General features: G+C 57.4%; 11 protein-coding genes. 1 reads left to right on the plus strand and 10 read right to left on the minus strand.

What is annotated here, in order from left to right; all coding sequences use genetic code 11:
* Positions 1 to 179: 179 nt before the first annotated feature.
* From HFD92_RS15220 to HFD92_RS15255, 8 genes are all read right to left on the minus strand, one after another.
* Positions 180 to 977, minus strand: a complete 798-nt coding sequence (locus HFD92_RS15220; protein ID WP_167429200.1) for a TatD family hydrolase — start codon at positions 975 to 977, stop codon at positions 180 to 182.
* Positions 974 to 2026, minus strand: a complete 1053-nt coding sequence (locus tag HFD92_RS15225; RefSeq protein WP_167429201.1) for a patatin family protein — start codon at positions 2024 to 2026, stop codon at positions 974 to 976. The genes HFD92_RS15220 and HFD92_RS15225 overlap by 4 nt, the downstream gene beginning before the upstream one ends.
* A gap of 219 nt (positions 2027 to 2245) precedes the next feature.
* On the minus strand, positions 2246 to 2407 hold the full coding sequence (locus HFD92_RS15230) for a DUF1328 domain-containing protein (RefSeq protein ID WP_003848537.1): 162 nt from the start codon (positions 2405 to 2407) through the stop codon (positions 2246 to 2248).
* A 98-nt stretch (positions 2408 to 2505) separates the two neighbouring features.
* Positions 2506 to 3120, minus strand: a complete 615-nt coding sequence (gene osmY, locus HFD92_RS15235) for a molecular chaperone OsmY (protein ID WP_046102542.1) — start codon at positions 3118 to 3120, stop codon at positions 2506 to 2508.
* Between the two features lie 258 nt (positions 3121 to 3378).
* Entirely contained in the window at positions 3379 to 4965 is a 1587-nt protein-coding gene (gene prfC, locus HFD92_RS15240) for a peptide chain release factor 3 (RefSeq protein WP_009087207.1), read from the minus strand.
* 284 nt (positions 4966 to 5249) lie between these two features.
* Complete coding sequence (locus HFD92_RS15245; RefSeq protein WP_111208154.1) at positions 5250 to 6353, minus strand: M20 peptidase aminoacylase family protein; 1104 nt, start codon at positions 6351 to 6353, stop codon at positions 5250 to 5252.
* Between the two features lie 4 nt (positions 6354 to 6357).
* Positions 6358 to 6834, minus strand: a complete 477-nt coding sequence (locus tag HFD92_RS15250; RefSeq protein WP_167429202.1) for a YjiG family protein — start codon at positions 6832 to 6834, stop codon at positions 6358 to 6360.
* Positions 6824 to 7492 (minus strand): nucleoside recognition domain-containing protein, encoded by a 669-nt coding sequence (locus HFD92_RS15255; protein WP_009087213.1) that lies wholly within the window; start codon positions 7490 to 7492, stop codon positions 6824 to 6826. The genes HFD92_RS15250 and HFD92_RS15255 overlap by 11 nt, the downstream gene beginning before the upstream one ends.
* A gap of 489 nt (positions 7493 to 7981) precedes the next feature.
* On the opposite strand from HFD92_RS15255, the gene ftnA reads away from it, so the two are divergent.
* Positions 7982 to 8488 carry a non-heme ferritin gene (gene ftnA, locus HFD92_RS15260; RefSeq protein WP_009087216.1) on the plus strand — a complete coding sequence of 169 codons (507 nt, stop codon included), beginning with the start codon at positions 7982 to 7984 and terminating at the stop codon, positions 8486 to 8488.
* 225 nt (positions 8489 to 8713) lie between these two features.
* Here the strand turns inward: ftnA and HFD92_RS15265 are convergent, their stop codons facing one another.
* Together HFD92_RS15265 and HFD92_RS15270 are read right to left on the minus strand one after the other, a co-directional pair.
* Entirely contained in the window at positions 8714 to 11077 is a 2364-nt protein-coding gene (locus HFD92_RS15265) for a TIM-barrel domain-containing protein (RefSeq protein WP_111208155.1), read from the minus strand.
* Positions 11078 to 11087: 10 nt separating this feature from the next.
* Entirely contained in the window at positions 11088 to 12398 is a 1311-nt protein-coding gene (locus HFD92_RS15270; protein WP_111208156.1) for an MFS transporter, read from the minus strand.
* Positions 12399 to 12406 lie beyond the last annotated feature (8 nt).

Raw genomic sequence — 12406 nt, forward strand, 5'->3', positions numbered from 1 at the left:
ACCGGCTCGCCGGCGGAATGTTACAATAATAACACTCTGAAGCGGCCTGATATGTGCCAGCAGTCACATAGAAATAAGAAATTGGTGCAATATTACCACGCAGGCTGTGACAAAAATCGCAGATAACGCGGATTAATGGCCATTATACGTCAGGCGATGCGATGTTACTATTATCACATTTATGGGCGCAGCGCCGGAAAGGCGGGATCGAGCCGGAACAGCTGCTGGCTGTTGTGCCACAGGGCATCGGCAATTTCTTCAGGTGACTCGTCACGCAGGCTGCAGAGCACCTCCCACACCCGACGCGCCTGTTCAGGACGGTTGGGCTGGCCCTGAAAGCCCTGCAGCGGCATATCAGGGGCATCGGTTTCCAGCAGCAGCGAAGAGAGTGGCAGCTGCGCCACGGTCTGACGGGTTTTGCTGGCGCGCTCATAGGTGATGGTGCCGCCAACGCCAATCGCATAGCCCAGCCGGATAAAAGCCTGCGCCTGCTGCAGGCTGCCAGCAAAACCATGCACCACGCCACGGCGTGGCAGATCGTGACGACGCAGGATCTGCGCGAGTTTGTCATGCGTGCGCCGTGAATGCAGGATCACCGGCAGCTGATAGGTTTTCGCCAGCTTAAGCTGCGCCTCAAGAAAGCGCTGCTGCTTATCAAACTGCGGATCGTCGCGATAGAGATCCAGCCCGATCTCGCCGATCGCCACCAGCTTACGCGGTCGCTGTTGCAGCAGCGTTTCAAGCTGGTCGAGATGGGAGTCCTGATGCGCTTCAATCACGATCGGATGCAGCCCCAGCGCGGCATATAAGGCCGGATGCGCCGCGGCCAGCGCAGAGACCCGCTCAAAGCGGCTGGCATCAATCGCCGGAACGATGATCTTCTCCACGCCCGCCTCAGCGGCGCGCGCCAGGCTGGCGGGAACATCCCCCTCAAACGGCGGAAAGTCGAAGTGGCAGTGCGTGTCGATAAACTTCATGCCAGCGATCCTTTGTCGTAATGCTCATCGTTATCCGCCAGCGATGGTGTGATAATCTGGCGGGTATCGGGCGCGTTCGCCACCGGGGCAGCGGGCGTGACGATGCGCGGCGAGGTCAGCGGTTCCGCATCGCTCAGCCACTGCCCCAGCGTCGCGAGGAAATAGCGGCCGCAGCGCCGTCCCAGATGATAATCCTGATTCAGTGAGCTGATGCGACTGCCAAGCGCACTGCTGGCCAGCGCATGCGGCGGAAAGATTTCGATGATACGCAAATCATCGGGGGGATTCTCAATGAACTGCTGAATTTCCCGATAGCTCTGCTCGTGCCGGTTGACCACATTCACCATTGGCTGCAACGCGCCGGTGCTGAGCCAGCGCTCCATCCGCCTGAACCATTTCGGCGTGTAGAACATCTGCGACGGCACGGTGCGGATCACCACGATGGTGTCAGCCCCGCGACGGGCCGCCTCACGCACCGGAATGGCATCGCTGATGCCGCCGTCGAGATAGCTGATCCCCTCCAGATTGACCCCCAGCCGGTAAAAGCCGGGGATAGCGCTGGAGGCTTTGATCAGATCCAGCCAGTTGTCGGCAGTGGGCGTAAAGTAGCCCGGGGTGTAATCGTCACTGCGGCAGGCGCACATATAAAATTCGCGGCCGCTGGAGAACATCTGCTCTGCACTGCTCATCGCCAGCGGAAACTCACTGCGGGTAATCTCAATCAGCCAGTCGAGATCGATAAGATTTCCCCCGCGCACAAAGCGCAGCGGATCGAAAAAGAGTTTGCTGGTGGTATATCGGGTAATGACGCGCCGGGCATAGCCGGGCTGACCACAAACATAGGCAGAGAGATTTTGTGCGCCGGCAGAGGTGCCAAGCATCAGCTGAAACGGGTTAAATCGGGCGCGCTGAAATTCATCCAGGACACCGGCGGTGAAAATACCGCGCTGACCGCCACCTTCACACACCAGGGCAATCTTCTGCGATTTAAAGGGGATCAGTGCCAGAGGTTCAATGGCACCAAGCGTGACAGGAATGCGTATACCCACTGTGCGAACCTCAGAAGGGCTCCGGGCAGGCTGGGGGAGCAATCCGCTTGCAGCGGCAGCATTCCGGAGAACCAGTCCTCTATTCCTTTAACCGGTAAACCTGCCAGGCAGGCTGACCACCGTCGCGATATGAAGGTGTCCCTCTCTTCACGTCTGTCGCTGACGATGACTGGTCTCCGCTCTATGCTTTGCGTTGCATTACACTGCAGGACTCATCGGCTAAAGCTTTTTACGGCCGGTAAACAGGCTGATGAGGAACAGGATAATACCAACAACGAAGACAACTTTAGCTGCCCATGCTGCTGTACCCGCTAAACCGCCAAAACCTAACGCTGCAGCAATCAGTGCGATCACCAGAAAAATAATGCCCCAACGAAACATAAGCCTCTCCTTACCCTATTTAAATTCGAACTGCTTATTTCATCCCCGGATGGGTCTCTTTTATTCGTGCGGCCACAACCGTGACCGCACTGCAGCCATTAAGATTTAACCGTCAGGTCATTCTTAACGCTTTTCACGCCTTCAATGGCTTTAGCGATGCTTTCAGCACGGTCTGACTGTGCTTTACTCGCCACATGCCCTGAAAGCTGAACAACGCCGTCGGTGGTTTCAACTTTAACGTTGCGCGACGGAACAATGTCATCCGCTAATAGCTTAGCTTTAATTTCGCTGGTCGTTGCGGCATCGCCCGCATAACCTTTCACAGAAGTGGTTTTGCTGTCTCTGACGTGTAGTTTGTCGCTGACGGATTTAACACCTTCGATTTTCTGCACCACAGCCACAGCCTTTTCAGCCTGATCCTGTGAGGTGACGAAACCGCTTAAGGTCACGACGCCCTGATGCGTTTTTACCGAGATATCCGTGCTTTTAATGGCGTCGTCATCCACCAGTGCCGCTTTGGCTTTGGCGGTGATGCCGCTGTCATCCATATAACCATCGACTTTTTTCATAGAACTATCGATTTTCGAACCCGCGCTGTCGGCAGTCTGAGACGCTTTCTGAGAAAGTGATTCGTCAGCCAGGGCGCTGCCGCTGATCAGTGCTGAGCCAATCATGGCGGCCATCAGGGTTTTAGCAATCTTAGTCTTGTTCATCGATATCTTCCTTCTATCAGTTAACTCACCCAAAACTGTGGGCGAAACAGCAGCACAGGTGCCGCTGCGTTACAGGACGTAAGGACAAGAGAAGTCTCTTTCGCCGTCCGATAGAATAATCATAGTCGGCATTTTGTGATTTGCCTGGCTAACTGGTTGATCGCACGTTAAAACAGCAGAAAAACAGGGTTTTTAGGAGGAGTCTGTAGCGGGGAAAACAGGGCCATTCCCTGCTGGAATGGCCCGGAAACAGCGCGATCAGTGCTCGCGCGTTTTGCGGAAACGAACGTCCGGATAACGTTCCTGGGTAATATTGAGGTTGACCATGGTAGGCGCGATATAGGTCAGATTATCGCCGCCATCGAGCGCCAGGTTAACTTCGTTTTTACGCTGGAAGTCATCAAACTTTTTCACGTCGTCGCACTCAACCCAGCGCGCCGTAGAGACGTTGATCGCTTCGTAGATCGCTTCGACGTTATATTCGCTCTTCAGACGTGCGACGACCACGTCGAACTGCAGCACCCCGACCGCACCCACGATCAGATCGTTATTGTGCACCGGGCGGAACACCTGCACCGCGCCCTCTTCCGACAGCTGAACCAGCCCTTTCAGCAGCTGTTTCTGCTTCAGCGGATCGCGCAGACGGATACGGCGGAACAGTTCTGGCGCGAAGTTCGGAATCCCGGTGAACTTCATATTTTCACCCTGAGTAAAGGTGTCGCCGATCTGAATGGTGCCGTGGTTATGCAGGCCGATGATGTCGCCAGGATAGGCTTCTTCCACATGGGAACGGTCGCCCGCCATGAAGGTCAGCGCATCGGAGATCATCACATCTTTGCCGGTGCGCACCTGACGCAGCTTCATCCCCTTTTCATACTTCCCGGACACCACACGCATAAAGGCGACGCGGTCACGGTGTTTCGGGTCCATGTTTGCCTGGATCTTAAAGACAAAGCCGGTGAACTTCTCTTCCTGTGCTTCGACAGTGCGGGTGTCGGTCTGACGTGGCATCGGACGCGGCGCCCAGGAGACCAGGCCATCCAGCATATGATCCACGCCAAAGTTACCCAGCGCGGTACCGAAGAAGACCGGCGAGAGTTCGCCGCTCAGGAACGCTTCCTGCTCAAACTCGTGCGAGGCACCCTGCACCAGCTCCAGCTCTTCACGCAGCTGCGTCGCCAGATCTTCACCGACGGCGCTGTCGAGTTCCGGGTTATTCAGCCCCTTCACGATGCGCACGTCCTGAATGGTGTGCCCTTTACCGGACTGGTAGAGATAGGTCTCATCTTTGTAGAGATGATAAACCCCTTTGAACAGCTTGCCGCAGCCAATCGGCCAGGTGATCGGTGCGCAGGCGATTTTCAGCTCGCTTTCCACCTCATCCAGCAGCTCCATCGGATCGCGGATGTCACGGTCAAGTTTGTTCATAAAGGTCAGGATCGGCGTATCGCGCAGACGGGTGACTTCCATCAGCTTACGGGTACGATCCTCGACGCCTTTCGCGGCATCGATCACCATCAGACAGCAGTCCACGGCGGTCAGGGTGCGGTAGGTGTCTTCCGAGAAATCTTCGTGACCTGGGGTATCCAGCAGGTTCACCAGGCTGTCACGGTAAGGGAACTGCATCACCGAGGTCGTAATGGAGATACCACGCTGTTTCTCCATCTCCATCCAGTCCGACTTAGCGTGCTGGTTAGAGCCGCGGCCTTTAACCGTACCGGCAGTCTGGATAGCCTGTCCGAACAGCAGCACTTTTTCGGTAATCGTGGTTTTACCGGCATCCGGATGCGAAATGATCGCGAAGGTGCGGCGGCGTGCCACCTCTTCTAAAAAGGGATTAGACATGAATTCTTCTCAATGGAGCAGCGCGGGTCACAGGCGCTGCTGATAAATCACGGTGGCCGGCAGAACCTTACCGGCGGGTAAACGGTGCCAGAACGATCTTTTATCGTTGGCGGGTCAGCGCGAAGTTACATTGGCGTGAATTCCGGTTACCTGGTCAGCTTTAAGGCGGCATAGCATACAATATTTTGCGCGCGCGGCCTACAGGGGAAGGGGCAGGATTTAGCGGAGATAGCGCGGTGAAGAGTGGCTCAGGGCGGGGCTGACCCGCGCCCGCCCTGTTTTTGTTATCCCAGCACCTTTCTGACGCAGGCTTTGAAGATCTGCACGCCGATCTCCAGCGAGTTGAGGTCAAATCGCATATCGGGATGGTGCAGCCCTGGCGTCAGGTTAGTACCCAGCCCCCAGAATCCCGCTTTCACTCCCGGACGCTTCACCGGATAGTAGAAAAAGTCCTCGCTGCCTGGCGTCGTGCGGGCTGGCAGTGCACCCGCTTCGCCCAGTACCTCAACGATAGCGGCGCGGATCACCGCCGTAGCTTCATCATCGATCTCGGCCGCAGGCATCTCTTTCAGCACCCGGACCTCGGCGCTGGCCCCCAGCGCCGCCACGCTGTGGGTAATGGCGCGCATGACCTGCTCTTTGAGCTGGGTCATCGGTCCATTCTCCTGAGAGCGCAGATCCCACACCACACGGGCTTCATCCGGCACCGAGTTTGTTACCCCGGCATCACACAGGAAACGGGTTGCTTTAACGCTCCAGGTCAGGCCGGGAGAGAGATGCAGGGCGTTGACTGCCTGCACCGCCTGAACGGCGGCATCGAGCGCATTCACGCCCAGATGCGGACGCGCCGCATGGGCAGGCTGGCCTTTAATTGTCGCTTCCAGCGTGCTGCAGGCGGAGTAAAGCACCGCTGGCACCGCCTGCCCCACGACGCACTCCTCCAGCGGACGCAGATGGAAGCCCAGAATCATCTCTACATCATCCAGCGCGCCTCCCTCGATCATCGACAGCGCACCGGCGCCCAGCTCCTCGGCGGGCTGAAACAGGATTTTCAGCCGGCCACGTTTCACTGTGCCCTCCTGCAGCAGAGCCGCGGCCGCCGTCAGCACCACCGACGAGTGACCATCGTGACCGCAGGTGTGCCGCGCGCAGGGGACACCGTCGATCACGTGTCCCAGTGCATCCATATCCGCCCGCAGGGCCAGCACCGGCCCCGGGACACCGCTGTCAATCTCCGCCACGATACCGGTGGTGTTGTTAATGTTGCGCGTCACCTTCAGGCCCGCTTTCTCCAGCTGGTCAGCGATATAGGCCGAGGTTTTGAACTCCTGAAAACCGAGCTCCGGGATTTCATGCAGCGTGTGATAATGCTCCAGTACCTTAGTCAAAATGTTACTCCTGAATAAACAGACGCATAACAGACATGGCGATCAGCGCGTTGATGATGCTTACCAGCATCAGCAGCGGCCAGTATTTTTTGGGTACATCGGCCACACCCAGCAGCCGTCCCATATATTGCAGTTGCGATCCCATCAGAAAAATCGCCGGCGCCAGGATGGTGATATCTGCCCCGGTCAGCACCCCTTTGGTCAGCAGGCTGACCGCCACACCGGTTCCCGCCGACGACGAGAGCCAGGCCGTCAGCAGCACCGTGATCGCTTCACCCGGCAAGCCGAACAGCCCCATCACAGGCGCAAAAACATGGCCAAGGAACTGCATGATGCCCAGCAGATTCAGCACCTCCGCCAGCACATAGGCCATCACCACATTCGGCATCAGGTTGTGGATGGCGATATGAAAACCTTTCCGTGCGCCGGTAACAAATACGTCAAACGGATTGCTGCTGGCAGTAACGCTTTTATTTTCCATCGATAAAATCCTTCTTATAGACACTGTTTAGCACAGCGCGCGTGATGGCCGCACCGACAAATTTCAGCGCGAACATGACTAACAGCGGAATGATGATCGGCAGCGTCATTGAGGCAAAGAGTGCGGAACCGATGGCGAAGTAGTTATTGATTAACCCGGCCCCGGAATATTGCCAGGCGCTCATGACCACCACCTCTTTCTTACCAATCTGCTTCTGATCGGCCATCTCTTTCGTTAACGCAGCACCCGCGTCGGTGCTTTGCAGGTCGGTGATGAGTGCCAGCCCGCAATGCCCCGGCAGCCCCATCAGGGGTCTGAGTAAGGGCGTCAGCAGCCGGTGCGCCGCCCGAATCGCACCGTAGTGGGTAAAGATCTCCAGCACGCCCAGCGCCAGCATGACGGTAGGTGTCAGCGACAGGGCGAACAGGAAGCCGGCTTTGGCACTCAGCCCGCCTGCGCCGAGAAAGGTGTTGCTGGCGGGATCTTTCATGGTGCCAAAACTGCCGCCCAGCGTGGTGAAATCAAACGCGCCAAGCCATTTCAGGCCGTCGACGTTATAAAAGAGCCCGGAAAAAAACAGAATGGCAAAAATTAACGCGACATAACTGCCTCGGGTCGCCGTCATTTTCATCGGTGTAACGCGGGTTTCATCTGACATGATTTTCTCCTGATCACCTGACCTGCCCCTGTTCCCTGTCGGGGCAAGTTTCAATATATGGAACTTAGTTCTAAGCAGGATTTATGCCAGTGCTGACGCAGTCAGCCTTTATTCCTGCCCTGTTTCGCCTCTCCGGCTCTCTCATCCCCGCGATATGCGCGACGGCACGGAAATTTATTTTGTTTCCGCTGCGGATGCGTGCCTGCTGGCCATATACGGTAGCCGCGCTCGTATGCCGCCATCAGGGCGATTGCACCAGCAGGATGCTCTACAGGTGCACTAGCGTGGTGCCATCCCCTCTGTTTTCAGGCCGATAACCTGTAATACAAAATGAGAATTGGTCGCATTCAAATTGCTGAATAATTCTATTTAAATCAAACAGATGAATTGCCCTGTTTTGCGAAAAAGGCTTCACATTACTAACATGTCTGATGCATAATTCGCCGCATCTGCCTGTTTAATTAACATCTTCGTAAAAAGGACTCGGCCATGCTGACTGCTGAAATGACTGGACGTTTAAACGACCAGCTGAACCTGGAATTTTTCTCTGCCAATCTTTATCTGCAAATGAGTGCCTGGTGCTGTGACAAAGGCTTTGAAGGCGCCGCGTCCTTCCTGAAAATGCACTCACGTGAAGAGATGCAGCACATGCAGCGTCTGTTTGATTACCTGAGCGACACCGGCGCAATGCCGGTACTGGGAACCATCGCGGCACCGCCGGTTTCCTTCAATTCATTGAATGAGATCCTGGAGCAGGCGCTGGAGCACGAGCAGCTTATCACCCGTAAAATCAATGAGCTGGCACATGCCGCCATGACCTCACAGGATTACTCCACCTTCAACTTCCTGCAGTGGTATGTTGCCGAGCAGCACGAAGAAGAGAAGCTGTTCAAAACCGTGCTGGATAAACTGGCGCTGGTCAGCAACAGCGGCAACGGTCTCTTCCTGGTCGACAAAGATCTGGGCCGCATGAGCACCGAGAACCACGCAGAGTAATCTCTGTCGGGACCACGAAGTCAGAAGACCGGGTCGCTGTGAGATCGTGCTTTCACAGGGAACAGGGTCAGATCGGAAAGACGCAAAAGCCGCCATCCCTGGCACGCTCGGCCCGCGCCATCCCTGGCGCGGGACGCTTTCCTCCTCTGACCCTGTTCCCTGCCAGCTGAACTTAAGCGTTGCTGTCCGGAAACTGATTGATTCGGCTTTGCCACCTCAACACAGCTACTGCAGCCGGTAACTCGCCGCTTTCTCGCCATTCACCCACAGCTCACGATCTTCACCCGCAGGCAGTAACAGCGCGATCTCCCGCCAGGCAGGCTGATAATCACCGCGTTTTTCCACCGTCAGATCGATGCGCGTGGCGCTGCTGCACAACGTCCAGCTGAGCCACAGGGCGTTCCCCTGCTGCCAGCCGTGACTCTCACCATCATCGTCAAAGGTTTGTCCCTGCGTCGTTACCCCTTCAGGTGCAGGCCATATCTGCCACTGCCGCACCGTGTCGCGCCGCGCATCGGTCGTGCTTTCACACTCACCCAGCGGAATGACCGCACCGGCCCGCACCAGCAAAGGCAGCCGATCGAGCGGCGCATCCAGTGTGATCGTCTCGCCGCCCGCAAACGCCCTGCCACTGTGCCAGTCATACCAGCCACCGGCATGACGGGGCAGATAGACCTGACGGCTGCGCGCGCCCTGCTCCACCACGCTGGCGACCAGCAGATCGCGACCCAGCATAAAATCATCACACTCCTCATAGGTTCGCGGGTCCTGCTCGTGGTCGAGGAAGGTCGGACGCAGCATCGGCTCATCTTCCGAACTGGCCAGCCAGGCCAGCGTGTAGAGATAAGGCATCAGACGATAGCGCAGCCGGATCGCCTCGCGGATCATCGGCGTCACCTCCGGGTACATCCAGGGTTCGTTCACCGTGTGGTCGTCATTCCATGAGTGAATGGTAAAGCGCGGATGCATCACGCCATTCTGAACCCAGCGCACAAACAGCTCGGCATCGGGCTTATCGCCCGAGAATCCCCCGACATCGTGTCCGACGTTGAACAGCCCCGACAGGCTCATGCCCAGCCCCATGCGGATGTTATAGCGCAGGGTTTGCCAGCTGGTACGGTTATCCCCGCTCCAGGTCTGTACGTAACGCTGCATCCCGGCGCAGCCGGAACGCGAAATGAGATAGGGACGCTTGTTCGGGGCGAACTGCTGCTGCGCTTCCATGGAGGCGCGCATCATCAGCAGCGGCATTACCGGCCGGATATGCTTGATAGCGATCGGCTGACCAAAGCCGTGACAGCGTGCTTCGCCATCCCACACCTCATATTCGTTATTGTCGTTCCAGGTGGCGTCGATACCCTTTTCCAGCAGCTGTCGGGTGACGTTCTCCTGCCACCAGCGCACCGCCTCCGGATGGGTAAAATCGAGGTGCGAACCCTCATCATCCCAGAACACCGAGCGCTCAGGGCGATCCTGCTCAGAGTCCCGAATAAACAGCCCCCGGTCCGCCACCTCCTGATAGCGCGGATGATCCTGCAACAGACAGGGCTTGATGTTAGCCGCCAGCTTCATCCCGGCATCGTGAAACGCCGCGCTCAGGCCGTCGGGATTCGGGACTTTGTCATAGTTCCAGTGGAACACGTAGCGCTTGTTATTGATCGAGGTATAGCCGGAAGAGAGCTGGAACGAGTCGCAGGGAATCTCATGCTCGTGACACAGACGGATAAAGGATTGCAGTTGCTGCTGCGCATCCGGCGCGTCGGTGTAGTGCATGGTCGAGCCGCTGTAGCCCAGGCTCCACTTCGGCTGAAACAGTGTCCGTCCGGTCAGGCGGACAAAGGCTTTGGTGACGTCGAGCAGCGTCGGGCCCAGCATCATATAGTAATCAAGGTCGCCCGCCTCAGCGCGGTAGCGGCGGTAAGGCAGATGGTAGTTATCCAGTTCGTTACCGAGATCCAGCCAGCTGCTGCTGAGGTTGTCATAAAACAAACCGAAGCTGACGCCATCGCGCTGCGTCAGGGTAAACGGAATATGTTTATAGAGCGGGTCGGTGCTGGCGGCGTTGTAGCCCATCGCGTCCAAATTGCGCATCTCAAAGCGCCGGTTGACGCGGTTCAGGTCGCCGCTCTTCTCGCCCAGACCGTAAACCCGATCCTGGGGCTGACGACGCTGATAGTGCTCCACCCCATCCCCGTGCGCGTTGAGCAGATAGGCGCCGGTGTGACGGTCGGCGGTCAGCGGCTGCCAGTTCTCACCATCAAACTGCTCCCAGCTCAGGCAGAGCGGCTGATGCACCGTAACCCGCAGCCGTGACGTGCTGAGGCGCAGCTGCTGAGCATCGTGCTCAACCTGAAAGGGCGGCAGCGTAAAGCCGTCCAGCGCCTCACGATCCCGTCCCTGCCAGGGCACATCCGTAACCGGCGCAATGCTCCAGGTGCGGTCCAGCGCCAGCTCGCCATCGCGCTTCAGCAGAACGCGCATCAGCTTCTCCTCCAGCACGTAAAGCCGCAGGTGATGCCGCTCTTCGACCTTGAGTTCAACAAAGTGGTCGGCCTGCTGATGCAGCGTCCAGTTCTTCAGGGTTTTCATCACGATATCCTTATGGGTTAGCCGGGCGCTGGCGTCGATCGGCGATCAGCATCACCAGGAAAACGGCACCAATCAGGTCAAAAAAGCCCATCGCCACAAACAGCGGATTAAAGCCGATGGTGTCGGCGGTGACGCCGATAATCAGCGAGAAGATAAAGCTGGCAATCCAGGCGCAGGAGCCGCGCATACCGTTGACCGTCGCCATCTGACGGCGATCGAAACGCTCCACCACCAGCGCACTGAGCATGCAGGAGATGACCTGATGCCCGAAGCCACCGATGGAGATGAGCGCGATAGCCAGCAGGGGATCTTTCACCAGCGTCATCAGCGCCAGCGAAACCATTAACAGCGCGCCCGTCACCGAACTGGCGACAATCGAGTTGACGCGGGTAAAACCGAACCAGCGCACATAAATGCGGGTGAGATAACCGCTGGCGACGCTGCCAAGGTCAGCCGCCAGGAAGGGCAGCCAGGCAAACATCACGATCTGCTTCAGATCCATGCCGCGCTCATTGGCGAGGTAGAGCGGCACCCAGAAGCTCAGCACCGCCCAGGCGGGTTCAGCCAGAAAGGCCGGAATCGCAATACCGTAAAACTTCTTCTCTTTACCAATCACTTTCAGCGCTTTGAAGAACGGCAGCTTCTCGCCGATGGCTTCGTTGTCCTGATTGATAAAGTCGCGCTCCTCAGCAGAAAGGCGCGGATGGCTCTGCGGAGCGTGATAGCCCCACCACCAGAAGAGCACCCACAGCAGCCCCAGGCTGCCTGTCAGCAGGAAGGCGCCCTGCCAGCCAAAGTTGATGTGGGAAACGTAGATAATGGGCGGTGCCAGCATCGCCCCGATGGAGAAGCCGACGCCCGCCCAGCCTGCTGCCACCGGCCGCTCTTTTTTCGGGAACCAGTCACCAATCGCTTTGGCGTTAGCTGGCGTGGCGGCCGCTTCAGACGCCCCCATGACAAAGCGCAGCAACGCCAGATGCAGCCAGCTTCCGGCCCCCGCGTGCAGCAGACAGGTGACCGACCAGACCAGCGCACAGATCAGGAAGCCCATTTTCAGGCCAATCACATCGATCAGCCAGCCGCAGACCGGCTGAAACAGGGTGTAGGCCAGCTGGAACGCCGCCACCACCCAGGAGTACTGTTCGGTACTCATGTTGAGGCTGGTTTTGAGTTCCGGTGCCAGAATGCCGAGTGAGTTGCGGGTGATGTAGTTAACGGTCACACCCAGCAGGAACATCCCCAGCATCCACCAGCGTAAATTTTTAATCACGCGCACCGTGCGTGAAGCACTGACGGGTTTGGTTGTCGATTCGAGGCTCATAGTGCCAC

It is taken from the genome of Pantoea sp. EKM101V (genome assembly GCF_011800325.1).
Classification (GTDB): domain Bacteria; phylum Pseudomonadota; class Gammaproteobacteria; order Enterobacterales; family Enterobacteriaceae; genus Pantoea; species Pantoea anthophila.

Bases quoted from the DNA above. Each gene is read 5' to 3' on its own strand.
- HFD92_RS15220 (WP_167429200.1), bottom strand. From the start codon at position 977: ATGAAGTTTATCGACACGCACTGCCACTTCGACTTTCCGCCGTTTGAG.
- HFD92_RS15230 (WP_003848537.1), bottom strand. From the start codon at position 2,407: ATGTTTCGTTGGGGCATTATTTTTCTGGTGATCGCACTGATTGCTGCA.
- osmY (WP_046102542.1), bottom strand. From the start codon at position 3,120: ATGAACAAGACTAAGATTGCTAAAACCCTGATGGCCGCCATGATTGGC.
- prfC (WP_009087207.1), bottom strand. From the start codon at position 4,965: ATGTCTAATCCCTTTTTAGAAGAGGTGGCACGCCGCCGCACCTTCGCG.
- HFD92_RS15250 (WP_167429202.1), bottom strand. From the start codon at position 6,834: ATGGAAAATAAAAGCGTTACTGCCAGCAGCAATCCGTTTGACGTATTT.
- HFD92_RS15255 (WP_009087213.1), bottom strand. From the start codon at position 7,492: ATGTCAGATGAAACCCGCGTTACACCGATGAAAATGACGGCGACCCGA.
- ftnA (WP_009087216.1), top strand. From the start codon at position 7,982: ATGCTGACTGCTGAAATGACTGGACGTTTAAACGACCAGCTGAACCTG.
- HFD92_RS15265 (WP_111208155.1), bottom strand. From the start codon at position 11,077: ATGAAAACCCTGAAGAACTGGACGCTGCATCAGCAGGCCGACCACTTT.
- HFD92_RS15270 (WP_111208156.1), bottom strand. From the start codon at position 12,398: ATGAGCCTCGAATCGACAACCAAACCCGTCAGTGCTTCACGCACGGTG.